20 protein-coding genes and 1 tRNA gene are annotated in these 25644 nt (G+C 69.8%); 6 read left to right on the top strand and 15 right to left on the bottom strand.

Annotated features, from left to right (window positions below; genetic code table 11):
• The first annotated feature begins 59 nt into the window (after positions 1–59).
• Entirely contained in the window at positions 60–1760 is a 1701-nt protein-coding gene (locus LR393_RS19160) for an RICIN domain-containing protein (RefSeq protein ID WP_231485337.1), read from the top strand.
• Between the two features lie 45 nt (positions 1761–1805).
• On the opposite strand, the gene LR393_RS19155 is transcribed toward LR393_RS19160, so the two are convergent.
• The 3 genes from LR393_RS19155 to LR393_RS19145 form a co-directional block, all read right to left on the bottom strand.
• Positions 1806–2399, bottom strand: a complete 594-nt coding sequence (locus LR393_RS19155) for a TetR/AcrR family transcriptional regulator (protein WP_231485336.1) — start codon at positions 2397–2399, stop codon at positions 1806–1808.
• A 35-nt stretch (positions 2400–2434) separates the two neighbouring features.
• Positions 2435–3115, bottom strand: coding sequence for a type 1 glutamine amidotransferase domain-containing protein (locus LR393_RS19150; RefSeq protein WP_231485335.1), 681 nt, complete (start codon positions 3113–3115; stop codon positions 2435–2437).
• Positions 3116–3644: 529 nt separating this feature from the next.
• A tRNA-Leu gene (locus LR393_RS19145) sits at positions 3645–3717 on the bottom strand.
• Between the two features lie 84 nt (positions 3718–3801).
• Between LR393_RS19145 and fdhD the strand changes: the two genes are divergently transcribed.
• A complete protein-coding gene (gene fdhD / locus LR393_RS19140) occupies positions 3802–4629 on the top strand; it encodes a formate dehydrogenase accessory sulfurtransferase FdhD (RefSeq protein ID WP_231485334.1) in 828 nt (275 codons plus the stop codon).
• Here the strand turns inward: fdhD and LR393_RS19135 are convergent.
• From LR393_RS19135 to mfd, 9 genes are all read right to left on the bottom strand, one after another.
• Positions 4626–5570, bottom strand: a complete 945-nt coding sequence (locus LR393_RS19135) for a Ppx/GppA phosphatase family protein (protein ID WP_231485333.1) — start codon at positions 5568–5570, stop codon at positions 4626–4628. The genes fdhD and LR393_RS19135 overlap by 4 nt on opposite strands.
• Positions 5567–6100, bottom strand: a complete 534-nt coding sequence (locus tag LR393_RS19130; protein WP_231485332.1) for a DUF501 domain-containing protein — start codon at positions 6098–6100, stop codon at positions 5567–5569. Before LR393_RS19130 ends, LR393_RS19135 begins: the two co-directional genes overlap by 4 nt.
• Positions 6097–6969 (bottom strand): FtsB family cell division protein, encoded by an 873-nt coding sequence (locus tag LR393_RS19125; protein ID WP_231485331.1) that lies wholly within the window; start codon positions 6967–6969, stop codon positions 6097–6099. Before LR393_RS19125 ends, LR393_RS19130 begins: the two co-directional genes overlap by 4 nt.
• Positions 6966–8249, bottom strand: a complete 1284-nt coding sequence (eno, locus tag LR393_RS19120; RefSeq protein ID WP_231485330.1) for a phosphopyruvate hydratase — start codon at positions 8247–8249, stop codon at positions 6966–6968. Before eno ends, LR393_RS19125 begins: the two co-directional genes overlap by 4 nt.
• Positions 8250–8419: 170 nt before the next feature.
• Positions 8420–10105, bottom strand: a complete 1686-nt coding sequence (locus LR393_RS19115; RefSeq protein WP_231485329.1) for a DUF885 domain-containing protein — start codon at positions 10103–10105, stop codon at positions 8420–8422.
• Between the two features lie 50 nt (positions 10106–10155).
• Positions 10156–10989: a phosphoribosylaminoimidazolesuccinocarboxamide synthase gene (locus LR393_RS19110; protein ID WP_231485328.1), complete on the bottom strand. Its 834-nt coding sequence runs from the start codon at positions 10987–10989 to the stop codon at positions 10156–10158.
• 40 nt (positions 10990–11029) lie between these two features.
• Positions 11030–12034 carry a nucleoside triphosphate pyrophosphohydrolase gene (gene mazG / locus LR393_RS36515; protein ID WP_231485327.1) on the bottom strand — a complete coding sequence of 335 codons (1005 nt, stop codon included), beginning with the start codon at positions 12032–12034 and terminating at the stop codon, positions 11030–11032.
• Entirely contained in the window at positions 12034–12720 is a 687-nt protein-coding gene (locus tag LR393_RS19100) for a SurA N-terminal domain-containing protein (protein WP_231485326.1), read from the bottom strand. Before LR393_RS19100 ends, mazG begins: the two co-directional genes overlap by 1 nt.
• Positions 12721–12910: 190 nt before the next feature.
• A complete protein-coding gene (gene mfd, locus LR393_RS19095) occupies positions 12911–16516 on the bottom strand; it encodes a transcription-repair coupling factor (RefSeq protein WP_231485325.1) in 3606 nt (1201 codons plus the stop codon).
• A gap of 397 nt (positions 16517–16913) precedes the next feature.
• Here mfd and LR393_RS19090 point away from each other — a divergent pair, with 397 nt between their 5' ends.
• Entirely contained in the window at positions 16914–18089 is a 1176-nt protein-coding gene (locus LR393_RS19090) for an IS701 family transposase (protein WP_425559992.1), read from the top strand.
• Between the two features lie 166 nt (positions 18090–18255).
• On the opposite strand, the gene LR393_RS19085 is transcribed toward LR393_RS19090, so the two are convergent.
• The 3 genes from LR393_RS19085 to LR393_RS19075 form a co-directional block, all read right to left on the bottom strand.
• Positions 18256–19302 carry a glutathione S-transferase family protein gene (locus LR393_RS19085; protein ID WP_231485323.1) on the bottom strand — a complete coding sequence of 349 codons (1047 nt, stop codon included), beginning with the start codon at positions 19300–19302 and terminating at the stop codon, positions 18256–18258.
• Positions 19303–19414: 112 nt separating this feature from the next.
• Positions 19415–21676, bottom strand: coding sequence for a LamG domain-containing protein (locus tag LR393_RS19080; RefSeq protein WP_231485322.1), 2262 nt, complete (start codon positions 21674–21676; stop codon positions 19415–19417).
• Between the two features lie 101 nt (positions 21677–21777).
• A complete protein-coding gene (locus LR393_RS19075) occupies positions 21778–22518 on the bottom strand; it encodes a CDP-alcohol phosphatidyltransferase family protein (RefSeq protein WP_231485321.1) in 741 nt (246 codons plus the stop codon).
• Positions 22519–22860: 342 nt separating this feature from the next.
• Here LR393_RS19075 and LR393_RS19070 point away from each other — a divergent pair, with 342 nt between their 5' ends.
• Genes LR393_RS19070 through pssD form a run of 3 tightly spaced genes read left to right on the top strand, consistent with a single transcriptional unit; the run spans position 22861 to position 25622 of the window.
• Entirely contained in the window at positions 22861–23313 is a 453-nt protein-coding gene (locus LR393_RS19070) for an adenylyltransferase/cytidyltransferase family protein (RefSeq protein WP_231485320.1), read from the top strand.
• Between the two features lie 6 nt (positions 23314–23319).
• Positions 23320–25173 carry a Wzz/FepE/Etk N-terminal domain-containing protein gene (locus LR393_RS19065; RefSeq protein WP_231485319.1) on the top strand — a complete coding sequence of 618 codons (1854 nt, stop codon included), beginning with the start codon at positions 23320–23322 and terminating at the stop codon, positions 25171–25173.
• Positions 25173–25622, top strand: coding sequence for a PssD/Cps14F family polysaccharide biosynthesis glycosyltransferase (gene pssD / locus LR393_RS19060; protein ID WP_231485318.1), 450 nt, complete (start codon positions 25173–25175; stop codon positions 25620–25622). Before LR393_RS19065 ends, pssD begins: the two co-directional genes overlap by 1 nt.
• Positions 25623–25644: the final 22 nt, after the last annotated feature.

Raw genomic sequence — 25644 nt, 5'->3', positions numbered from 1 at the left:
GCACCCCGGCGCGACTCCCTTCGTCAGCAACGAGTCGATCGAGGGGAACCTGAACCCAGATGAAGACCGGAAACCACAGGCTGCGGCGCATCGCGGTCGGCAGTGTGGTGGCGATCGCCGTCGCCGCGGGAGGCGCGACCGTCGCCGCCGTGGCCGCCAACCCGTCCACCACGACCGCCACCACCACGCCGGTCAAGGGCGACGTCGTCACCCTGATCAACAAGAACACCACGTACTGCGCCGACGTCCAGGGCAGCTCGACCGCCAAGGGCGCCTCGGTCGTCAGCGCGACCTGTGACTCCTCGGATGCGTTCCAGCAGTGGACGGTCGACACCAGCGGCACCGAGCTGGGTTTCGTCAACAAGGGCAGCGGCCTGTGCCTGGCGGTCACCGACTCGACCGCGGGCAGCAGCCTGGTGACCACGACCTGCGCCCGCACCGAGGCGCAGTTCTACGCGGTCAAGCCCTCCACCACGTACTTCCTGATCGACAACGACCAGTCCGAGCTCTGCCTGACCGACACCGGGTCCAAGACCCTGGCCCCGGGCAAGGCACTGAGCCAGCAGACCTGCTCGACCACGGCCAGCACCGACAACTGGAGCTTCGGCACGGTCTCGGGCAGCACCCCGGTCACGACCACGACCACCAGCGCCTCCTCCGGCAGCAGCACCGGCCTGAGCACCGGTGACATCTGGGTCTCGACCAGCGGCAGCGACTCCGCCGCCGGCACCAAGGCCGCCCCCTACGCGACGATCGCCAAGGCCCTCTCGAGCGTCAAGGCCGGGCAGACGATCGTGCTGCGCGGTGGCACCTACAAGCCCACCGCCACACTCAAGCCGGCCACCAGCGGCACCTCGTCCAAGCGCATCACCATCGGCTCGTACACCGGTGAGAACGCGGTCATCGACGGCTCCAAGATCTCCTCGGACTCCTGGACCTGGAACCAGACCGCCAGCTACATGACCGTGCAGGACCTCGAGGTGAAGAACGCGCTCAACCACCCGGTGGTGTGCACCTCCTGCGCCGGCGTGATCTACCAGCGCCTGCGCGTGCACGACAACCAGGAGACCGGCATCGCCCTGCGCGGTGACGGCACCACGAACAACCAGATCCTCGACAACGACCTGTACCTGAACCACGACGACGCGACCAAGGGCCAGAACGCCGACGGGATCGCGATCAAGTTCGGCACCGGTACCGGGAACGTGGTCAAGGGCAACCGGATGTACAACAACGCCGATGACGGCATCGACCTGTGGCACTTCCTGTCCCCGGTGACCATCCAGGACAACTGGGCCTACGGCAACGGCGTGAACCGCTGGAACGTCTCCGGCTGGGAGGGCAACGGCAACGGGTTCAAGCTCGGCGGTGACAACCTCTCCGCGAACCACATCGTGAAGAACAACGCCGCCTGGGACAACAACGCCAACGGCTTCACCGAGAACTCCAACACCGGCAGCCTGACCCTGACCCGCAACACCGCCTACGACAACGCCGCCGCGGGCTTCTACTTCAAGATCTCCACCTCGACGCTGACCGGCAACGTGTCGGTGGCCAACGCGACCACGGCCACGATCGGCACCGGCGTGAAGGTCTCCGGCAACTCCTGGCAGAGCGGTACCTGGAGCGCCTCCAGCTTCAAGTCCGTCAGCGCGACGACCGCCGTGGGTTCCCGCGACGCCGACGGCACGCTGCCCACGGTCACCTTCCTGGTGCCCTCCAGCTCCACCACCCAGGGCTCGACGATGACCGAGTCCTGATCAGTGGTCCGGTGGCCGCCCCGAACGGCGGCCACCGGGCCCGTCTCAGATACCGAGCAACTGACGGGTGACCAGCACGGCGTTGTCCATCGGCTGGAGATGGCGGTTGACCTTGGCCATCACGCTGGCCCCCAGCCACAGTTCGTACAGCGACTCGGCAGTCGCCCGGGCCTCCCCGCGGATCGACAGCGACCCGTCCTCGACACCGCCGGCGATGGCCTTCTCCACCCGGTCGATCACCTGGGTGGTGCCGGACTTCAGGGCCAGGCGCATCGGCTCGGACATGTCCGCCACCTCGGCCCCCAGCTTCACCGCCAGGCAGCGACCCTGACACTCGTCCAGACTCTGGGTGTCGCGCCAGTTGTCCCAGTAGGCCATGAGCCGGTCGGCCCAGGGGCGCTGAGTGTCGCCCAGGAGCTGGTCCATCTCGCGCAGGTAGTGCTCGAAGTAGTACTCCACCACGGCCTCACCGAACGCGTCCTTCGAGCTGAAGTAGTGGTAGAAGGAGCCTTTCGGCACTCCCACACTGGTGAGCAGCTCGTTGATCCCCACCCCGGCGTAGCCCTTGCCGGCGAAGATCTTCTCGGCGGAATCGAGCAGGGCGACGCGGGTGCCCTGGTCGGCACGCTTCGGTGGCATAGCGATTAGCCTACCTCCGGATTAGACCGGTCGTCTCATCCCGCCAGCGCCTTGATCAGCACGTCGGCCGCCTCGGCCGAGGAACCGGGGTTCTGGCCGGTGATGAGCAGGCCGTCCTGGAGCACGTACGACGCCCAGTCCTCACCCTTGGAGTAGACGCCGCCCTGCTCGACCAGCACGTCTTCCACCAGGAAGGGGACGACGTCGGTGAGGCCCACGCCCTCCTCCTCGGAGTTGGCGAAACCGGTGACCTTCTTGCCGGCCACGACCGGGGTGCCGTCCTCGTTCACGACGTGCCGCAGCACGCCGGGGGCGTGGCAGACCAGGGCGGTCGGCTTGCCCGAGCGCAGGAAGTCCTGGATCAGGGTGATCGAGTCCTGGTCCTCGGCCAGGTCCCAGAGCGGGCCGTGGCCGCCGGGGTAGAACACGGCGTCGAAGTCGGCCGCCTTCACGGTGGACAGCACCTGCGTGGAGGCCAGGGCCGCGGTCGCCTCGGGGTCGAGCTCGAAGCGGCGGGTCAGGTCGGTCTGGAACGACGGCTCGTTGCTCTTGGGGTCGAGCGGGGGCTGACCACCCAGGGGCGAGGCGAGCGTGATCTGCGCGCCGGCCTCCTTCAGGCCGTAGTACGGCGCAGCCAGCTCCTCCAGCCAGAAGCCGGTCTTCAGGCCGGTGTCGCCGAGCTGGTCGTGGGAAGTCAGAACGAGCAGAACCTTCATGGTGGACGTGCCTCACAAGTCTGGGTTTTCGGATGTGGGTCGGGCGGCTCGGCACCTCGGAAGGACCTTCGGACCGTGGTGGCGCTTCCGCCTGACCAGACAGTAGACGACCGGTCTACTCCTGTCCACTGTGGCGGCCTGACAACCACCTACCCGATCGCCCTCACCCCTCGGACCCAAACTCGTACGGCCGGTCCGGACGTCTGGAAGCGGCCCGCCTTCGGTGCACCGGCGGTGGCAGTGCCCCTGAACCGCATCGGTGATCGGCTCGGAGTCCACTCCAAGATCGCCTGGCCCGGGATCAGGAACCTGGGTGTCCCGATACGCGACAGCCACGGCCGAAACGACGACTACCCGGTGGCTTCGATGATTTCGACGGCCGTCATATCGCCGGCTTGCAGGTGTCGCCGGATGAGGTCCCAGTTCTTGCGGCGGGCGCTGGGCGAGGGCACATGCCCGCCCGACGGACTTCAGCCACGGCGAAGGTCGCAGGCAGCGACCCCAGACCTCAATGTGCGGGTCTGTGACGTGCCCCCGACGGGATTCGAACCCGTACTGAAGCGCTTTTAAGGCGCCTGCCTCTGCCGTTGGGCTACGAGGGCGTACGGACACAGGTTATTAGGTCCGCCGTCCTCGATGTGCAGGGACCGTCTCACCGAATCCCGGGCGGGCTTACGCTCAGGAACATGGGACATCTCGTGGACCGCCGCCCGGTCGTGCGTGTGCGTGGGGCCGGAGGGCCCGGGGCCACCGCGATCACCCGCCCCGACTCGCTCGCGGTGGAAGCGCCGTTGACCATCAAGGCCGGCGACACCACCATCGCCACCACCATGCGCACCCCCGGTCACGACCTGGAGCTGGCCCTGGGCTGGCTGGTGGCCGAGGGGGCGGCGCACGCGAGCGCCGACATCACTGAGCTGACCTCGTGCGACACCGACACCGTGCAGGTGCGTCTGGCCCCCGGGGTACCCGTACCGCAGGCCCGCCTGGGTGCCACGTCCAGCGCCTGTGGCGTGTGCGGCAGTGACTCGATCGCGGAGGTGCTCAACCGGCGTCCCCTGCTGTCGATGAAGGACGTCGTCGAGCCCCTGGTGGACGCCGGCACCTTGGTCTCGTTGCCCGGCAAGCTGCGCGAGGCGCAGCGCGCCTTCGACCGCACCGGCGGGCTGCACGCGGCCGGGCTCTTCACACCCGAGGGTGAGCTGCTCTGCGTGCGGGAGGACGTGGGCCGGCACAACGCCGTGGACAAGGTGGTGGGCTGGGCCCTGACGCACGGTCTGCTGCCGGCGTCGAACACCGTGCTGCAGGTCAGTGGGCGGGCCTCGTTCGAACTCACGCAGAAGGCGACGATGGCCGGGATCCCTCTGCTGTCAGCGGTTTCGGCGCCGTCCACACTGGCGGTGGACCTGGCCGAAGAGGCCGGGCTGACGCTGGCCGGGTTCGTGCGGGGTGACTCGATGAACCTCTACGCGCACCCGGAGCGGGTGCGCGTAGAGGCGGCCGTCAGCGTCTAGCGCTTGGACCAGGCCAGGCCCCAGGCCATCCCGTCGAGGATGTCGTGCTCGGAGGTGACCTGGTGGCCGATCCGGCCGGTGGCGCCCATCCGCTCGATGATGCGCCGCCAGACCAGGGCCCCGGCTCCGATCACGTCGACCCGGCCCGGGTGCATGAAGGGCAGCTGCGCCCGCTGGGCCCGCGGCATCTCGATCAGCTCGGTGCAGGCCTTCGCGACCTGGTCGAGGCTGAGTGTGGCGCCGTGGATGGCGCCCGGGTCGTAGGCGGACAGGCCCAGGGCGTGCGCGGTCACCGTGGTGATCGAGCCGGCCACCCCGACCAGGGTGCGGGCGTCTTCCAGGGCCACCTTCTCGGCGACCTGGGCCAGCGCGGCGTCGATGTCGGCGGTCGCGGCGGCCACCTCGGAGGCGGTGGGCGGATCGCTGCGCAGGTGCCGTTCGGTCAGCCGCACACAGCCGATGTTCACCGAGATCGCGCTGTCCACGGTCTTCTCCCCGAGGACGAACTCGGTCGAGCCGCCGCCCAGGTCGACCACCAGGAACGGCGCGTCGTGGCCGCCCGGCAGCCCACCGGTGGCACCGGTGAACGACAGCTCGGCCTCCTCGGCGCCGGGGATGACCTCCGGCTCCACCCCGAGCGCCTCGCGGACACCGTCGACGAAGATCTTGCGGTTGCGCGCGTCCCGGGTGGCCGAGGTGGCGACGAACCGGATCGAGTGCACCTCGTGCTGGTGGCACAGGCCGGCGTACCGGCGGGCGGCGTCCAGGGTGCGTTCCATCGCCTCCGGGGCGATCTCGCCGGTCTTGTCCACCCCCTGGCCCAGTCGCACGATCTCCATCCGGCGCTCGATGTCGACGAGCTCACCGCGGCTGCGGCTCACGTCGGCGATCAGGAGCCGGATCGAGTTGGTGCCGCAGTCGATCGCTGCAACGCGGGTCATTGTTCCTCCACCACTCCGCAGGGCCCTCTTTCCCACCAGCACGGCAGAGCGTCGAGAACCTCGTCCCCCAGCGGATTCACGCCCCGGCCGGCGGCGAGCGCGTGCGCGGCGTAGACGTGCAGGCACTTGACCCGGTCGGGCATGCCGCCGGCGCTGACGCCGGCGATCTCGGGCACCGGGGCGAGCTGGGCCCGCCGCTGGAGGTAGTCCTCGTGCGCCCGACGCTGGGCGTCTGCCAGTTCCGGATCCTCGGCGATCCGGGCTGTCATCTCCTTCATCAGACCGGAGGCCTCCAGGGTGCCGATCGCACCGGCGGCCTTCGGGCAGGTCAGGTAGTACATCGTGGGGAACGGCGTGCCGTCGTCCAGCCGCGGGAAGGTCTGCACCACGTCGGGCTGGCCGCAGGGGCAGCGGGCGCCGACGGCGACCACGTTCCGGGCGGGACGGCCGAGCTGACGGTGCACGGCTGCGAGATCTTCCGCGGTGGCCGGGGTCGGGCCCGGGTGCCGCTGGGCGTCGGCGCCGCTCACGGCACCTCGGTGGTGGCCTGGGCCTCGCCCTGCGACCCGGCGGTCTGGGCCGACAGCCACACGCTGGAGAACCAGGACCGGTTCCCCACGGGCACGTCGGTCTCGCCGGTCCTGCTCGGGCTGACACTGGGGCTGGGGGTGGGATCGGAGACCGCGTAACCGGTCTCCCCCGGCATCACGTAGTTGAGCCGGGAGCGGGCCTGGGCTCGCACGTAGTCGTCGTCCTTCCAGCGCTCCTTCTGCTTCTGCAGATCGGAGACGTCTTCCTGGGCCTGGCTGACCTCTGCCCGCACCGACTCGATCTCCGAGCGCTGCACCAGCCACTTCTGGAAATAGGGCAGGATCAAAAGTGCGAGCGCGGCCATCACGGCGCCGAGAACCCAGACGGGGCGCCCGGTTCCGAGGCCGAAGCCGCGTCCGCGGGAACCTCGGCCGGCCGATCCGGCGCGGGGCCGGGCCGATCCGGGCCGGGTGCTGGTGGGGCGCAGCCCGCCGGAGCGGGAGGCGGTCAGCCGGGGCGCGCGCTTCTTGGTCGGGGTGTGGGAGATCGGGGAGCCGGAGCGCTGCGCCCTTGCGGCGGCGGCCTGCTTCTTCTTCGCCGCGGCCGCGCGCTCGGCCGAGGTCACCGGTGAGGCGGGCCGCTTCACCGGGCGCTGAGCTCTCTGAGCCGCCGCCTTCTGAGCCGCCGCCTTCTGGGCCGCCGCCTTCTGAGCAGGGGTCTTCGGCGTCGCGGCGGTGGTCTTCCTGGCGGCGGCCTTCTGGGCCGCCGGGACACCGGGGCCGGCCGCCCGCACCCGGGGTGCGCGTGGTGCACCGGAGGGATCGGGGATCCCGCCGGAACCGGGCGCGGGCGGACGGCGTGGGCTCATCGGTGGGCGAACCGGGGGAACGCGCCGGCGCCGGCGTACACCGCGGCGTCGTCGAGCTCTTCCTCGATGCGGAGGAGCTGGTTGTACTTGGCCACCCGGTCCGAGCGGGCCGGGGCGCCGGTCTTGATCTGACCGCAGTCGACGGCGACGGCCAGGTCGGCGATCGTCGTGTCCTCGGTCTCGCCGGAGCGGTGGCTCATCATGCAGCGGTAACCGTTGCGGTGGGCCAGGGCGACGGCGTCGAACGTCTCCGTCAGGGTACCGATCTGGTTCACCTTGACCAGCAGCGCATTGGCGGCGCCGGTCTCGATGCCCTGCTGGAGGCGGGCCGGGTTGGTGACGAACAGGTCGTCGCCGACGATCTGCACCTTGGAGCCGACGGCGGCGGTGAGGGCCGTCCAGCCCTCCCAGTCGCTCTCGTCCAGCGGGTCCTCGATGGAGACCAGCGGGTAGTCGTTGACCAGGCTGGAGTAGAACTCGATCATCTCGGCCGAGGTGCGCTTGCCGCCCTCGAACGAGTAGACGCCCTCGCTGTGGAACTCGCTGGCGGCCACGTCGAGCGCCAGACCCAGGTCGGTGCCCAGCACGTAGCCGGCCTTGTCGACCGCGGTGGCGATGAGCTCCAGGGCCTCCTTGGTGCCGGCGACGCTCGGGGCGAAGCCACCCTCGTCGCCCAGACCGGTGCTCAGGCCCTGGGCCTTCAGCACGGACTTGAGCGAGTGGTAGACCTCGGCACCCATCCGCAGGGCCTCCTTGAAGGAGGGCGCGCCGAACGGGGCGATCATGAATTCCTGAACGTCCACGCCGCTGTCGGCGTGGGCGCCACCGTTGACGATGTTCATCATCGGCACCGGGAGGATGTGCGCGTTCGGGCCACCGAGGTAGCGGAACAGCGGCAGCTCGGCCGACTCGGCCGCGGCCTTGGCCACGGCCAGGGAGGCGCCGAGGATGGCGTTCGCACCCAGGGTGGCCTTGTTGTCGGTGCCGTCCAGGTCGAGCATCGCCTGGTCGATCATGCGCTGGTCGCTGGCCTCGAAGCCGAGGAGGGCGGGCTGGATCTGGTCGAGCACGGCGTTGACCGCGTTCTCGACGCCCTTGCCCAGGTAACGCTTCTTGTCGCCGTCACGGCGCTCGACCGCCTCGAAGGCGCCCGTGGAGGCGCCGGAGGGGACCGCCGCGCGGGCGATGGTGCCGTCGTCCAGAGCCACCTCGACCTCGACGGTGGGGTTACCCCGTGAATCGAGAATCTCTCGGGCTCCGACGGCCTCGATGCTTGCCATGCTTGCTGCTCCTGCTCGTCAGACCGGTTTCAGTGGAGTTTCTGTGGACCGTTACGTCTACGCAACTACGTAACCGAGCCTATCGTCAGGCCTGTGGCCCACCCCTCACCTGGGGGCAGGTGTCAGGGGGCCGAAGGTCCTGCTGATGCCCGAGTCCACACAAGTTCTCCTCAGTCGAGTCCCAGTAATGCCCGCAGGTGCCGGGGCGGTGGGGCCCCATGGGCCAGCAGCTCGTCGTGCACCTGCCGTTTCGACCACTCCGGGTTCTCCGCGTGGATCCGCCCGGCCAGGTCGCGGATCTCGCGGTGCCCCACGTAGTAGGTGGACAGCTGGGTGGAGGTGAGCAGCGCCCGCCGCCACTTGCCGGCCGCCTCCCCCTCCTCCTGGTGACCGCGGGCCGTCATCAGCAGCATCGCCTCGTCCTCGGTCATGCCGTGCGCGTGCACCCGCACGTCGAGGATCGCGTTGATCGCGCTGCGCAGGGCCATCTTCAGCGTCATCAGCCGCAGCCACATGTCGTCGTCGTTGTTGCCGGAGCCCAGGCCGAACGAGGCGATGAGCTCCTCGGCGTAGACCGCCCAGCCCTCGATGAACGTACCGCTGCGGATCGCACTGCGCACCGGCGTGGTGCCGCGGTACCGGTTGCCGTGCGCCAGTTGCAGCGCGTGCCCCGGAATTGCCTCGTGCACCGCGAGATTGCGCAGCATGTGACCGTTGTACTCGCGGTAGAAGGCGTCGGTGCGGGCCTGGTCCCACTCGGTCGGGGTGGGCGCCACGGCGAAGAACGTGGGCAGGGTGCCGTCGGCCGCCCCGGGCTCCAGCGGCCCGGGCGGGTCGCAGTAGGCCACGGCGATGCCGGCCCGTGACGGCGGCATCTCGATCACCTGGATCGGCGCCGGGGGCACGGTGACCAGATCGAGCTCGCGCACCCGGGCGGCGAGCAGGACCAGCGCCTGCTCACAGAGCGGACGAATGGACGAGGGGGTCACCGGGGCGCTCGCGGCCGCCTGGTCGAGCACCTCCCGCACGAGCGTCTCCGACATCGGCCGTCCGCTGATCCGGCAGGCCAGCTCGGCGATGTCCTCCTCGATCGCCTGGAGGTCGCTCTCGGCCCGGGTGAGCAGGGCGTCGGGGCCGGTCTCGGTGTCGAGGGTGTACCAGAGCCGGGCCGCGTAGTTGAGCTCGCCCAGGCGCGGATCACCGTCGCTCACCGGGAGCTGGGCCTCCAGCCAGCGGGCGTGATCGCGCAGGGCCTCCACCGCCGCGTCCCGCACCTCGCGGACCCCGGAGGCGAGGGACTCGTCTTGTGCCAGCAGGGGTTCCAGGTCTTGGGTCAGCAACGGCACGGTGCCCCGGGCCTGGCCGATGGCGGTCTGCACGGCGGGCCGGGGCATGTCGTGCAGCACGTCGCGCGCCTGGGCCAGCCGCTGCGGCACCTGGCCGAGCCGGGCCGCCAGCGCCCGCAGCCGGTCGGGCGCCGGGCCCTCGCGGCTGATCAGCGGATACAGCCCGTCGGCGGGCAGGTGCAGGAGCGGGTCGTTCTCGAAGCGGCGCAGCTCCGTCTGTTCCCACAGGGTGCCGCTCACCCGGGTCCGGAGGATTTCCAGGTCGACCCGGTCGCCCGGGGTGAGGGCGGTGTCGTCGACGTCGTCCAGCGCGGACATCGCGTCGACCAGCATCGAGGCCCGCCGGATCGTGGCCTCGACGGTGAGTTCGGTGGTCAGTTCGTCGTAGCGGTGGTCGCCCAGCTCGGTGGCCTCTTCGGGTGCGGCCTCGAGCAGGGCGTCCAGCACCTTCGTGGCGGCGTCACGGAATCTCGCGGTCACGATCGGGTCATCGTCCTGCTGCTCGCGCATGCACCCCATCGTGCCGCACGATCAGGCCAAGAACCCGCTCAGAGCGGGATTTACCAGCGGTTGCCGGTGATTCGCTCATAGACGTCGACGTAGAGCGCGCGGGTCTTCTCGACGATCTCGGCCGGGATCTCCGGGCCGGGGTAGGTCTTGTCCCAGCCGCTGGCCAGCGACCAGTCGCGGACGAACTGCTTGTCCCACGACTGCTGCGGGCCGCCCGGGGCCCAGCTGCCGGCCGGCCAGAACCGCGAGGAGTCGGGGGTCAGCACCTCGTCGCCGAGCACCAGCTCACCGGCGGCGTCGATCCCGAACTCCAGCTTGGTGTCGGCGATGATCACGCCGCTGCGGGCGGCGATCTGCGCACCCCGGGTGTAGACGGCCAGCGTCAGCTCACGCAGCCGGTCGCTGAGGTCGGCGCCCTGCTGGGCCACCACCTCGTCGAAGGTCATGAACTCGTCGTGACCCTCGGTGGCTTTCGTGGTCGGCGTGAACACCGGCTCGGGCAGCTTCGACGCCTCCACCAGACCCTCGGGCAGCGCGAGGCCGGAGATGGCTCCGTCGCGGCGGTACTCCTGCAGGCCGAGGCCGGCCAGGTAGCCGCGGGCGATGCACTCCACGGGCACCATGGTCAGCTTCTGGCAGCGCACGGCCCGCCCGGCCCACTCCGGCGGCACGTCGGTACCGGAGATGATGTGGTTCGGGACAACGTCTTTGATCTGCTCGAACCACCACAGCGAGAGCTGCGTGAGAATCGCGCCCTTGTCCGGGATCGGGGTCGGCAGGATGACGTCGTAGACCGACATCCGGTCGGAGGCGACCAGGATGATGTCGTCGCCGTCGGCGTAGACCTCACGCACCTTGCCGGAGTGGAGCAACTGCGGGCTCATCTAGAAACTGCCTTTCCTCATCGCGCAGAGGAAGCCCAACTTACTGTGACGGCGGGACCAGCCGGCCCAGTGCCGCCCGCAGCGTGGCCTCGGCATCCTGCCCGGACACCCGGGACAGCACCACCAGCCGCAACAACGCCGCCGCCAGCTCGTCCCCGTCGGCCGCCTTCTCCACGGCCTCGTCCAGGTCGGCCCCGGCCCGGGACAGCCGGCCGATCATCTTCTGCGCCCTGGCGAGCGCCGGCAACGTGGCCGGGATGCCCTCGAAGCCCTGGCGGCCGGCCTTCTCCGCCGCCTTCAGGGCCTCCCACGAGACCTCGACATCCTGTGCCGACTCGGCTTCCCCGTCACCGAACACGTGGGGGTGACGCCGGATCAGCTTGGCCACGATCCCGGCGGCCACCTCGTCGATGCCGAAGCCCGCCTCCTCCTCCGCCACCCGGGCGTGGAACACCACCTGCAGCAACAGGTCGCCGAGCTCTTCCTGCACGTGGGCGGGATCACCGGACTCGACCGCCTCGATCACCTCGTGCGCCTCTTCGAGCAGGTACGGCAGCAGTGAGGTGTGGGTCTGCTCGCCGTCCCAGGGGCAGCCCCCGGGCGAGCGCAGTGTGTCCATCACCGCGACCAGGTCCAGGAGCCGCGAGCCGGGCACGTCGTACGAGCCGGTCAGCACCTCCACCTCGGGCGGCGGCTGCGACCCGGGCACCACGGCGCGGCGGGACAGGTGCTCGGCCAGGGCGTCGGTCAGGCCGGGATCGCCGTCCTCGCTCCCCCACCACACCAGTTCCTGCCCGGCGCAGGCGTCTTCCACCAGCCGGCCGGCGCGTTCGGCCACCGGCACCGCGGAGACGTCTTCCGGTGTCACCCCGGCCGCGGCAAAAGCCTCCAGCCAGGCCGGATCCGGGTCGACCGCCAGCACCGCACCGGCCGAGCGCAGCCGGTCCCAGGCGGAGAAGCTCAGCAGTCCGGGCGCGGTGCGCGGGCTGGTCAGCAGGATGGTGACGCGCCCCGCGTCCGGCGGGGTCGGGTGTTCCGGACCCACTACGGCGCGGGCGTCTGCGTCGGAGCTTCAGTAGGAGCCTCGGTCGGAGCAGTGGCGTCAGGGCTCTCGGTCGGGGCCGTCGGCTCGGTCGGCGCGGTCGGGTCGGAGCCCTCGGTGGGTGCCGGGGCGGTCGCGGCCGGCGTCGCGGTGCTCTTCAGCCAGTTCGGCTGCGCCTGGGTGATGGTGAAGGTGGTGTAGTCGATGCCGCTGCCGTAGCGCGGGTTGATGTGCACGCCCGCCTTCTTCAGCTTCTGCTCGATGGTCGAGTAGGTCGCCGTGATCTCCGCGGTGCTGCGGTCGGTCTGCAGGGCGGTGTTGGACAGGTTCGCCTTCCACACCTCCAGCCCGGCCTCGCTCAGGTCGGCCTCCTTCACCGTGCCGGACGAGGCGAAGTCCAGCTTCGCGTCCTCGTCGGACACCCCGCGCCCCAGATCGGAGGCGGCCTGGCTCAGGTACGGCTCCAGGATCAGCAGATTCAGGATCTGGGCCTGGGTGATGCCGGCGTCCTGCCCGACCAGGGGCACGATGTCGCTGAACCCGTCCTGCACATCCCCGACGGCGATACGGCGTTCACCGATCACCGCGGCGGCACCCGCCTGACTGCCGGAGCAGCCGGAGAGGGTCACGGCAAGAACGGTGGCCGCTCCGGCCACAAGAGCGCCCACACGGCGCGACGTCGCGATCACGCACGAAATGCTATCGCCCGGGCACGACGCGTGGGCGACCAAGGCGACCCCAAACTCCTCCGTGATCATGCAAAACCTCCCCGGCGTTCTAGAACTCCTGACATCACAGTTCTAGAACTCCGGGGAGGTTTTGCATGATCACGAACAAAAGGATTGGGGACGCGCGGGGCCCACCCGCGTCCTCAATCAGCTATCTGCTCGCGGCCGACGCCGCCGCCTTCACCGACGCCATCAGTACCGACTCGATGAATTCCCGAGCCCAGGAGAGCACCGCGACGTCGCGCAGCGGCCGGCCGCCGATGCGCGCCGTGGTCGGGGCGGGCACCAGCACCGTTTTCGTGGCGGGCTTGTCCTGCGTGCCCGGGTAGAGACGGTGCAGGCGCATGCGGGCCGAGTCGGGCAGGTCGATCGGGCCGAAACGGATCGCCTTGCCCATCGTGGTGATCTCGGTGAGCCCGGCCTGCCGGGCCAGGATGCGCAGCCGGGCAACCTCGAGCAAGTTCGTCACCACGTCGGGGATCGGGCCGTAACGGTCGACCAGCTCGGCCTTCACCGCGTCCAGCGCCTCGTCCGAGGAGACCTCGGCCAGCTTGCGGTAGGCCTCCAGGCGCAGCCGCTCGTCGGGCAGGTAGGTGGTGGGCAGGTGCGCGTCCACCGGGAGATCGATCTTGACCTCCTGGTGCTCCTGCTCGTTGTCGCCGCGGTACTCCGCGACCGCCTCGCCGACCAGCCGGATGTACAGGTCGAAGCCGACGCCCGCGATGTGCCCGGACTGCTCGCCGCCGAGCAGGTTCCCCGCGCCGCGGATCTCCAGGTCTTTCATCGCCACGCGCATGCCGGCGCCCAGGTCGGTGTTCGCCGCGATCGTCTGGAGCCGGTCGAGAGCCGTTTCGGTGAGCGGCTTCTCGGGCGGGTAGAGGAAGTACGCGTAGGCCCGCTCGCGACCTCGGCCGACCCGGCCCCGCAGCTGGTGCAGCTGCGAGAGGCCCATCATGTCGGCCCGTTCCAGGATCAGCGTGTTGGCGTTCGAGATGTCCAGGCCGGTCTCGATGATGGTCGTGCAGACCAGCACGTCGAACCGCTTCTCCCAGAAGTCGACCATCACCTGCTCGAGGTCGTGCTCACCCATCTTGCCGTGGGCGGTGGCGATCCGGGCCTCGGGCACCAGCTCGTGCAGCCGCGCGGCGGTGCGGTCGATCGACTCCACCCGGTTGTGGATGAAGAAGACCTGACCCTCGCGCAGCAGTTCCCGCCGGATCGCCGCCGAGATCTGCCGCTCGTCGTAGCCACCCACGAACGTCAGCACCGGGTGCCGCTCTTCGGGAGGTGTGGCCAGCGTGGACATCTCGCGGATACCGGTGACCGCGAGCTCCAGGGTGCGCGGGATCGGGGTGGCACTCATGGCCAGCACGTCGACGTTGGTGCGCAGCTGCTTCAGGCGCTCCTTGTGCTCGACGCCGAAGCGCTGCTCCTCGTCGACCACCACGAGACCCAGGTCCTTGAACTGGATCTCACCGGTGAGCAGACGGTGGGTACCGATGACGACGTCGACCGAGCCGTCTTTGATCCCCTCCTTCACCGCCTTCGCCTCGGAGTCGGTGGAGAAGCGCGACAGGCCCTTCACCGTGACCGGGAAGTTGACGTACCGCTCGACGAACGTGTCCAGGTGCTGCTGCACCAGCAGTGTGGTCGGCACCAGCACGGCCACCTGCTTGCCGTCCTGCACCGCCTTGAACGCCGCCCGCACCGCGATCTCGGTCTTGCCGTAACCGACATCGCCACAGATCAGCCGGTCCATCGGGACCGTCTTCTCCATGTCCTTCTTGACCTCTTCGATGGTGACCAGCTGGTCGGGCGTCTCCACGTAGGCGAAGGCGTCTTCCAGCTCGCGCTGCCACGGCGTGTCCGGCCCGAAGGCGTGCCCACTGGTCGCCATGCGCGCCGAATAGAGCTGGATCAGCTCGCCGGCGATCTGCTTGACCGCCTTGCGGGCCCGGCCCTTGGTCTTGGCCCAGTCGGTGCCGCCGAGCTTGTTCAGCGTCGGCTGCTCGCCACCCACGTACCGGGTGACCTGGTCGAGCGCGTCGGTCGGCACGAACAGCCGGTCACCCGGCTGCCCCCGCTTGCCCGGTGCGTACTCGATCACCAGGTACTCCCGGGTGGCCCCTCCGACGGTGCGCTGCATCATCTCGACGAAGCGCCCCACACCGTGCTGCTCGTGCACCACGTTGTCACCCGGGGTGAGCTGCATCGGGTCGACCACGTTCTTGCGGCGCGCCGGCATCCGGCGCATGTCCTTGGTGGTCGAGCCGGGGACGGTGCCGCCGGTCAGGTCGGTCTCGGTGAGCACCGCGAACTTCAGCGCGGGGGCGATGAGCCCCTGCGGCAGGCGACCGGTGCCGACCGCCGCCACCGACGGCGCCGGGGGCTGCGAGAGGTCGTCCACGGTCACCGCGGCCAGGTCGGCCTCGGTCAGCATCTCCACCACGCGCCGGGCCAGGCCACTGCCCTCGGTGATCACCGCGACCCGCCAGCCGTCGTGCAGCCAGCCGCCGATGTCGGCGACGGTGCGCTCACGGTCACCGCGGTACGGCTCCGGGGCCACCACCTCGGGTACGAACACGACTGCACCCGCGTCGCCCTCGTCGTGCGCGGCCTGACCGGTCTCGTCCAGGCCGAACGGCGAGATGGTCCACCAGGGCAGGCCCTGCTTGAGGGCGTGCGCGCGCACGTCGGCCAGCGACCAGAACGAGCCCGTGCCCAGCACCGGCTCCAGGTCGACCGGCACGGCGCTGCCCGCGGCCGCGCTCAGCCAGCTCGCCTGGAGGAACTCCTCGCTGGTGGCGACCAGGTCGTGGGCCCGCGCGCGGATCCGCTCGGGGTCGGCCAGCACCACGTGGGTGTGGGCCGGCAGCACGTCGAGCACCGACTCCATCGCGTCGACGAGCACCGGGGTCAGCGACTCCATACCCTCGACCGCCAGCCCGGCCGCGACCTTGCCGAGCAGGTCGGCCACGCCGGGCAGGCGCTCGCCCAGCTCGGCCGCCCGCGCCCGGACGTCGTCGGTGAGCAGCAGCTCGCGGCACGGCGGCGCCCACAGGCCGGTCTCGGCAACGTGCAGACTGCGCTGGTCGGCGACCGCGAAGTAGCGGATCTCCTCCACGTCGTCGCCCCAGAACTCCACCCGCAGGGGGTGCTCCTCGGTGGGCGGGAAGACGTCGAGGATGCCACCGCGCACGGCGAACTCGCCACGGCGCTCGACCAGGTCGGTACGGGAGTACGCGGCGGCGGCCAGACGCTCGACCACCTCGGTCAGCTCGGCCTCCTGCCCCGCGTGCAGAGCGACCGGCTCGAGGTCACCCAGACCCCGCACGACGGGCTGGAGCACCGCGCGCACGGGGGCCACGACGACCTGCACCGGGCCGTGCTCGTCGGTCTCCGGGTGGGCGAGACGGCGCAGCACGGCGATGCGCCGGCCGACCGTGTCGCTGCGCGGGCTCAGGCGCTCGTGCGGGAGCGTCTCCCAGGCGCCGAACTCGGCGACGGCGTGCTCGGGCAGGAAGCAGCGCAGCGCGGCGGCGAGGTCCTCGGCCTCGCGGCCGGTGGCGGTCACCGCCAGGACGGGTCGCCCGGCTCCTCCCGGGGCGGGGCCGGCCAGCGCGGCGACCAGGGGTGCGCGCAGACCGGCCGGGCCGGTGAGGTCGAGCAGGGGCTCGCCGCCCTCGCGGGCGATCCGCAGAACGTCGCTCACGGCACGGTCGGCGGTGAGCAGGTCGAGGATTCCGGTGAGGCTCATGGCTCCGGGGGTTGGCACTAGGGGTTTTGCGAACAGCGTCGTCGCGGTCTGGGCGAACAGCACAACGCGCCGGGCTGCACGGGCAGTCCGGGGCGCTGTCAGCTTACGGCGAATTCTCCGGCGCCGCCGGAGCCGGGCGCCCGGGCCACCCCGGGTGATTTCCGCAGGCCGGGAGGCGGTCGACCGGCTGCTACCCGGATCTGACCGACAGTTGATGGGCAGTTGGGGGAGTTCGGCACAGCACTCTGATGGCCATCAGAAATTCTGGGCCCTGGCGCAAATCCGGCCGACTCATAAAATGATCCGGATCGGAAACGCACCCGGCACGGGGCCGGGCATTACGGCGGGTCGAATCCCCTCGCGGGAAAGAGACGCTGGGCATCTGTGGAGGGGGCACGTGCACGATCCCGCGTACGAGAGATCACTGAAGGTCGTCTACGATCGGATCGCACACAATTTCAGCCGCGCCGAACCGCGTAAGCGCGCCTGGAACTATCTTGTCGATCTGCCCAGAGCACATACCGCCGGTCTCCGGCGGGGCGAGACAGTCGGTCATTATTCCGGGGAAATTCGTGCCGACGGTGTGCAGAGATTGCTCACCTCGGCCCGCTGGGACGAGTTCTCCGTCCGGGAGGAACTGCGCGCCATTGCGATTCAGGCGGGCGGCCGTACCGGCGGCACCCTGTTCCTCACCGAGATCGCCTTCCCCAAAAAGGGCCGCAACGCGGTGGCGGTCGAACGTCAGTACAGTCACGACACCCAGCGCGTGGAGAACTGCCAGATCGGCCTGCTGCTCTTCTACCTGACCGCCGACCGGCAGGCATTCCTGATCGACTCCGAGCTGTATCTGCCGCCCTCCTGGGTGAGCGACCCACAACGCCGGGAGCAGGCCCAGATCCCGCCCGAAGTGGTTTACCGCAGCAAGTCCGCGATCGCGGCGGAGATGATTCGCCGGGCCTGGGAAAGTTCCATCCGCCCGGTCTGGGTGGCCTGCAATCTCGTGTGCACCGAGAAGAACATCCTTCATCGCCTCTTACGGCGTTACGGGGTTCAGCACCTGGTCGCGGGCAGTGCCGGCGAGATGCAGGCCGGTGGCGTCGGACGAGCCATCACCGACGAGTCGAGCCAGCCCAACGGCACCACTCCGATGCCACCGGGTCACGAGATGCTCCAGTTACGCAACACGGTGCTGCACCGTTTCTCCACCCGCAGCTCCGACCCCTCGCGCATCGAGATGTCGTACCTGATGCTCTCGGGCACCAGCCGCAACGCCCGGGCCCGGTCGTACTACACGGCCTACCTGCGCCCCCACGCCGGCCTGGCCGAAGTGGTACCCATCGTGCAGCTCATCGAGGGGGCTGCCGCGCACTGCCGGGCGGTCAAGCAGAAGACCGGGCTGGGGCACTACGAGGTGCGCAGCTGGCGGGGCTGGTACCGGCACGTCACGCTCGCCTCGGCGGCCCAGATGGCGCTCGAGCTGGCCCGGCACGACAACTCGGCCGACCTGCGCCCGCAGTACGTGGACCTGCGCGACGTGGCCTACGCGGCAGGAGGTAAGGGGCAGGCCGTCTGATTTCTTGCTTGAGGACGACGTTGAGCCCCGGTCTCCCGGGTCGGGGAAGGTTCGCATGATCACGGGGTTCTTCCTGGCCGTGATCATGCGAACCTTCCCCGACACCGACCCCAGCGGACGGTACCGAGCCTCGGGGAGGCTTGGCGACGTCCTCAATCTTGACTTCTCAGGCCACCAGAGGTGTGTGGGCGGCAGGCACCCGCTCGTCCTCACGCACCGGACCGGGCGGGGTGCCGTCACCGAAGGGACGGCCGCCGAGCTGCTCGCGGTGGTGCGGCGTGAGCCAGTTGTCCAGGGCCGGGCCGGCCGGGACGATCTTCGTCGGGTTGATGTCCTCGTGCACCACGTAGTAGTGCTTCTTGATCTGGTCGAAGTCGGTCGTGTCGCCGAAACCCGGGGTCTGGAACAGGTCTCGCGCGTAGCCCCAGAGGGCGGGAAACTCGGTCAGCTTCTGCCGGTTGCACTTGAAGTGCCCGTGGTAGACCGGGTCGAAGCGGGCCAGCGTGGTGAACAGCCGCACGTCGGCCTCGGTGATGGTGTCGCCGACCAGGTAGCGCCGGCTCGTCAGGCGCTCTTCCAGCCAGTCCATCGCATCGAACAACCGCTGGTAGGCCCGCTCGTACGACTTCTGGTCACCCGCGAAACCACAGCGGTAGACCCCGTTGTTGACATCCTTGAACACCCGTAGCGCGACCTCGTCGATCTCGGCCCGCAGGTGCTCGGGGTAGAGCTGGGGCGCACCCTCCCGGTGGAACTGCGTCCACTCGGTGGAGAGGTCGAGGGTGATCTGCGGGTAGTTGTTGGTGACCACCTGACCGGTCGGCACGTCGACGATCGCGGGAACCGTGATGCCGCGCGGATAGTCGGGGAACCGGGCGAAGTAGGCATCCTGGATGCGGGGGATGCCCAGCACCGGGTCGACGCCGCCCTCGTCGAGGTCGAAGGTCCAGCTGCGCGCGTCGTGGGTCGGACCGCAGACGCCCATCGAGATCGCGTCTTCCAGGCCCAGGAGCCGGCGCACGATGATGGCGCGGTTGGCCCACGGACACGCCCGCGCCACCACCAGGCGGTAGCGACCCGGTTCGACCGGATAGCCCTCGGCACCGTCCCGGGTGATCCGGGTGGTGATGTAGTTGGTGTCGCGCGTGAATTCCTGTCCGGAGGTCACGTAGGCGCCGGCCGTCGAGTTGGACGCGTTCGAGTCGTTGCTCACGCAACTATTCTGCATCAGAGCAGGCCGGAGCGCGAGCAGGCACTCCCACAGCCCTTCGTCCGTGATCGTGCAAAGGTTCCCCGGGGAACCTTTGCACGATCACGAACAGGATTCAGGACGCTGCGTAGTGCGCCGCGACCGCGGCGGCCGACAGGGCCGTCGGGTACACCGCCACCTCGTCGATGCGGCCGTTGAAGAACTGGCTGGTGGGCTGGTTCGGCCAGCTGTTCAGGTTGTCACCGCCGACGCGCCAGTACCCGTTGTACGACTGGTTCACCGTGGTGGTGTTCTGGCCCTGCAACTCGCCGTCGACGTACAGTCGCATCCCGTTCGCGCCCTGGGTCCCGACGACGTGATGCCAGCCGTCGTCGTTCAGCGGGGCGGTGCTGGTGAGCGTGGCGAAGCCGCCGGTGTACACGCCGAACGTGATCCGTCCGTCGTCGGTCATGTACAGGTGCTTGTCGTACTGGCTGCTGACGGCCGGGTTACCGCTGAAGTCGATCCCCCCGCGGTTGTTGCCGAAGCCGACGATCCGGCCACCCGACCCGGTGGTGGTGCGCACCCAGGCCTCGACGCTGAACGACGACGGGGCCGGCTGCGTCTTCTCACTCGAGACGTAACCCGTGCTGCCGTTGAAGGTGACCGCCGTGTCGCCGGCAACCGCCCCGGACTGACCCCGGGTGACTCCCCCGGCGAAGGTCCCACCGTCGAGCTGGTCGGAGTGATCGGCCGCCACCGGCCCGGCCGACTGCCCCAGACGCCAGTACAGGGACGGTGAATCGGCCTCGACCGCGGCCTGGTACGACGGACTGCTGTTCGCCACCGTGACCGCGGCCGACGTCGCCCGCGGGCTGACCCCGGTACCGTTGGCCTGAGCCACGTCCACCGCGTAGGTGTGACTGCTGCCGTTGGCCAGGCCGGCGTCTTCGAACGCGGCTACCGGCTGACGCCAGAACAGGGAGTGCACGTCCTGCGTCGCGATCGGTGTGGTGCCGTTGTCGCGGTACAGCCGCACCACCAGATCGGTGTCGTCCAGGTCGAGCGGGGACTGGACGAAGACCGAGATCCGGCCCCCTCCCCGGGCGACCGCGACGGGTGCAGCCGGGCGGGCCGGTAGGGCGACCGGGCTCGCGGCCGGCGAGAACCGGGTGAAGCCCTGCTGCGCAACATTGTTCACGGTGGTGAACTCGCCGCCGACGAAGACCTGGTTGCCGTCGGTGGCCAGCACCCGCGGGCCCAGACCGGCTCCGGTGCCGCCGTTCGTGTTCGGGTACCAGCTGCCCACCGCGCCGGTGTCGGTCGACCGGGAGAGCAGGTGCCGCGACAACCCGTTGGACCAGCCGCTCTCGGGGAAGGCATCGGGATCGAACGAGGCGTCACCCGTGCAGTCGTGCGAGTGGGACCCGGTGTAGAGCAGACCGTTCAGCACGGTGAGCCCCTGCGTCGCCCCCAGGCACCGGCTCACCCACTTCAGCGATCCGTCCGACTGGTTCGCCGCGAACGTCCCGTCGAAGCAGCCACCCCCGGAGCCTTCGGCCCCGAAGTAGGCCGAGTCCCCATCCACCGTGACCGCTTTGATCTGCACCGAGCAGGCGCTGCTGGCCGTGGGGATCACCGAGCCGGCCCCGAACGGCTCGAGCGTGCCGTCGGTGGCGTCCAGCGCACCGGCCCGGTCGTACGTCGCGTCGCCGTCCAGACTGTCGAAAGCCCCCGCCACGTAGAGCTTGTCCTCAGCGGCCGAGAGGTCGAGGCCGTAGACCACGCCGTCGGCCGAGGCGTTGAACGCCGTGACCGTCGCCCCGGTGGTGGTGTTGACCCGGGCCAGCCGCAGCCGGGAGACGTTGTTCACCCGGCCGAACCCGCCGCCCAGATAGACGGACGAGCTGCCCGCGGTGACGGCGTAGACCCGGTAGTCGGCGACCGGGGCCCAGCTGGTGAGGCTGCCGGTGGAGGTGCTGAACGCGGCCACCCGGCTGCGGCTCGCACCCCCGGCCGAGGTGAAGTCGCCCGCGACGTAGAGCGTGGCACCGTCCGGGCTGACGTCGAGCGAACGCACCAGGCCGTTCAGGTTCGCGTTGAACGAGGCCACCAGGGCGCCGGTCGTGGCGTTGAAGGCGGCCAGGTAGTTGCGGGTGGTCTCGTTCGCGCCGGAGGCCGCGCCGGGCGGCCGGACCCGGGTGAAGTCTCCTGCGACATAGACATTTCCGTTGGCGGCGGCAATGGCGCGCACCACCCCGTTGGTCTGCCAGCTCGGAGCGGCCGACCCGGGCGCGGAACCCTGTACCGCCTGCGCGGGGCCGGCCGGGACGAGAGCGACGGAGACCGCGGACAATAGCCCCACGGCGAACAATGACAGGCGTCTGAATCCGTTCATCGACGAACCCCCAGTTCACCCACGGCCGGCGTCTTCGCCCGGCCACATGCACGAAAGGTAGCTCCCGATGAACGAACTCGGACACGCTTTGAGGTTTTTGGTCAGACGGCGCTGAGCTGCCGGAACGTGCGCACGAGCAGCCGGAGGTCGAAGAGGACGTTGAGCAGCGCCAGGATCCCGTAGACGACGAGGAAGACCCTGGGCGCACCGAGCAGGAGGAAGGCGAGGCCGAGCGTGCCGTAGTCGACGGGCAGGAGCAGCAGGCCCCGCACCAGTGAGTCGCCGGTCTCCGCCGGGCGCCCGCCGGCCTGGGCCCGCAGCAACTGGTCACGCAGCATCGACCCGAAAGCCAAGGCCACGTAGGCGGTCAGGAACACGAGCGGGAGCAGGAGCACCCAGCCGGAGAGGTCCGGGACGAATCGGTAGGCACTGATCGCCACGGCCGAGTGCAAGAGACAGGACTTCACGGCGTCGACCACGTGGTCGAGCCATTCGCCGACCGGCGACCCGCCACCACGCAACCGGGCGAGCTGGCCGTCGGCGGAGTCGAACGCGAAACCGGCCAGCAGTGCGACGGAAACCAGTATCCCCAGCCACCAGGATGGTTCGACCAGCATCACCGCGATCACGCCCACCAGCGAGAGGGCCGCGCTGATCGCGGTCAGGCGGTTCGGAGTCCAGCCCCGCACGAACGACGCGGCCGCCAGGTAACCCCCCAGCCGCCGGTTCACGAATCGTAGGTAGGCGGGAGTCTGGGCCTTGGGCTTCTGGGCGAACCGCAGCCGCGAGACGGCCTCGGCGTAGGTGAGGACGGGAGCCGGAGGATCGGCGGAGACGACCATGGGAGCACTCCTGAGGCGAACGTGACACCGCTTGGTGTCACTGAAAAGCGGGTGAACAACGCCAAACACACAAAGGGCCTAGATCATGAACTAGTGGTTGACAGGGCACGAATCCTTGATCTTCCCTGGGGAGGGCCGCCCAGCAGGACGCGGAAGTCGCCATCGACCGAGGTGGCGCAACCTCAAGGTACGACAAAGTTAGGGAAAAGTACTCCAAACGGTCATTCAGGCGTTTACAGTCAATCCACAGCTCAGCGTCGGGTGCTCACCGCAGATCGCCAGGTCGTCGAAAAGGAGCAGTCGCCGCGTAGGGCGGTGCCGGACAACATCTTTGGGGATGAGATGACTCTGCGGGTCGGCTATGCGCCAGGTGTCTACGACATGTTTCACATCGGGCACCTCAACATCCTCCGGCACGCCGCGGCCCGCTGCGACCGCCTGATCGTCGGCGTGGTGTCCGACGAGATGGCTCTGCGGGCCAAGGGCCGGATGCCCGTCGTCCCGCTGATCGAGCGGCTCGAGATCGTCCGCAGCATCGCCTGCGTCGACGAGGCCGTGGCCGAGGTCAAGCCCGAAAAGCTCGACACCTGGAAGGATGTCAGATTCGACATCCTGTTCAAGGGAGATGACTGGAGAGGCACCCCGAAGGGCGACAAGCTCGAGCGGGACTTCGCCTCGGTGGGCGTGGAGATCGTCTACTTCCCTTACACGGTTCACACTTCCAGCAGCATGCTGCGGAAGGCCCTGGAAAAGTTGCTGAGCCCGGCCACGGCGTCCGCGTCGGCGGAGAGCTGATCGCGGGTGACCACCACGCACTCCTCATCCGGCAGTCAGACCGTGACGGTGGGCCAGGTGCTGCACGCCCTGCGCCGCCGGGTCGGCATCCTGATGCTGTGCACGGTGGCCGGCGGTCTGCTGGCCGCGGCCTGGTCCATCACCGCCTCGCCCAGCTACACGGCCGGTTCCGTGGTCAAGCTCGCCTCGCTCCCGGACAACCCGCTCACCACCAGCGCCGGGGCGGTGCGGGCGGTGAACCCCGCGACCGAGTCCGAGGTGGTGACCTCCAGCTCGGTCGCTGCCGGCGCCGCGGAGCTGATGACGAGTGACCTGTCGGCATCCGACCTGATCTCCCGGGTGAAAGTCACCAACCCGGCCGACAGCCAGGTGCTCCGCATCGCCTTCACCGCGACCTCGCCCGAGCGGGCCGCCCAGGGCGCCGACGCGTTCGCCCAGGCGTACCTGAACTACCGGGCCGACGCCATCAAGGCCCAGATCAACGCGCTGGACAAGGAACTCGGCCGGCAGATCGACGATCTGACGCAGCAGCAGGAAGAGGCCCAGGACCGGGCCATCACCAGCACGAACGAGGTCACCCGGGCCAATGCCAAGGCCCGCGTGAGCTCGCTGAGCAGCGTGCTGCAGCAGCTGCGGGGGCAGCGGGCCCAGCTCGGCGGCGCCTCCCGGCAGGCCGGTGAGCAGGTCGGCTCGGCCCAGCCCCCGTCCGGGGCCTCCGGTATCGGGCGACCCGTGCTGCTCGTCGCCGGCCTGGCCATCGGCCTGGTCGGTGGCCTGGTGCTGGCGCTGCTGCGTGACCGCACCGACCAGCGGGTGCGCGACCGCGAGCAGGTGGAGTCCGAGCTCGGTCCGGTCATCATCACCGAAATCACCACCCGGCGCGGAAAGACTTCCCCGGGGGCCGAGACCGAGGCGTTGCGCCGGCTCGGGGCGGTGGTGGCCGCTCCGCTCAACGCGGCCCGGATGAGCCCGGTGCTGGTCATGCCCGTGCGCAACAGTGTTTCCTCCGACCTGGTCTCGAAACTGGCCGAGGCCGTCGGCGCCCACACCCGCACCGTGCTGCTGTGCGCGGACGACGCCGTCGCCCTCAACCGGGGCGCGCTGGAGTTCTCACCGAACCGGCCGGGCCCGGTGCGGTCTTTCGGTGAGGAGGGCGCGGTCAAGGCCGGTACCGACCTCACCTCCCTGGCCGGCGACGCCGACGTGGTGCTGGTGGACGGCATCAACGTCACCGATCCGAGCACGGCGCTCATGCTCGCCCCGTCGTGCTCGGCCGTCCTGCTGGTGATCCGGCGCAAGGTCACGCGCCTGCCCGAGATCACTGCCATCGTGCGCGAACTGCGTCACGCCGGGGCTCAGGTGCACGGTGTGATCCTGTTGCCGTCCCGCCCGGCCCGCCGCGCCGGTCATCCGGCCGGTGCCCATGTGCGACCGGTGTCTTTGCGCGAATCCGGCCCGGTCGCGGAGCGTGGGTTCAGCATCGAGAACCCGGCCGGCTCTGTGGCGGGTCCATCGGCCAGGTCTTCGATCGGGCCTTCGGTCGTGTCTTCGGCTGGTCCACGGACCACGTCTTCGGCCGGGCCCTCGGCCGGGCCCTCGGCCGGGCCCTCGGTTGAGTCCCCGGTTGAGTCCCCGGTTGAGTCCCCGGTTGAGTCCCCGGTTGAGTCCGCGCCGGTTCCGGGCCGCACCGGCTGGCCGGCCCGCACCGTCTCGGCGCCACGTAACGGCACCGGGCGCTCCGGCGAACCCCACGGCGAGCACAGCACCGGTGTGCCCCCGGTGACCCGGCCGCAGCCGATCATCGGCGACGCGCCCGGTCCCGGTGACCCGAAGAAGCAACCGTCCCGCGGAGGTTCGTGATGCGCGTACTCATGGTCTGTTCCAGTGGTGGGCACCTCAGTCAGCTGCACGTGCTGGAAGACTGGTGGGGCCGGCACGACACCCACTGGGTCACGTTCGACACCGAGCACGCCCGGTCGCTGCTGGCCGGTCGTCCGACGACCTGGGCCCACCACCCCACCACCCGCAACATCCCCAACCTGGTGCGCAATTTCGGCGTGGCCGTGACGACCATGCTGCGTCAGCGCCCCGACGTGGTGGTGAGCACGGGTGCCGGTGTGGCCCTGCCGTTCTTCCTGATGGCCCGGCTCCTGCGAGTACCCACCGCGTACCTCGAGGTCTACGACCGCATCACCTCCCCCACACTCACCGGGCGGCTCTGCGCACCGTTGAGCAACGTCTTCATGGTGCAGTGGCCGGAGCAGACCGCGCTCTACCCGAGGGGAGTGGTGGTCGGCCGGGTGTTCTGACGCCCGGCCTGCCGACGGAACG

This window comes from Kineosporia mesophila (genome assembly GCF_021129235.1).
Taxonomy (GTDB): Bacteria; Actinomycetota; Actinomycetes; order Actinomycetales; family Kineosporiaceae; genus Kineosporia; species Kineosporia mesophila.
The sequence above is the reverse complement of the archived record's forward strand: the minus strand, read 5'-3'. Positions and strand labels throughout refer to the sequence as shown.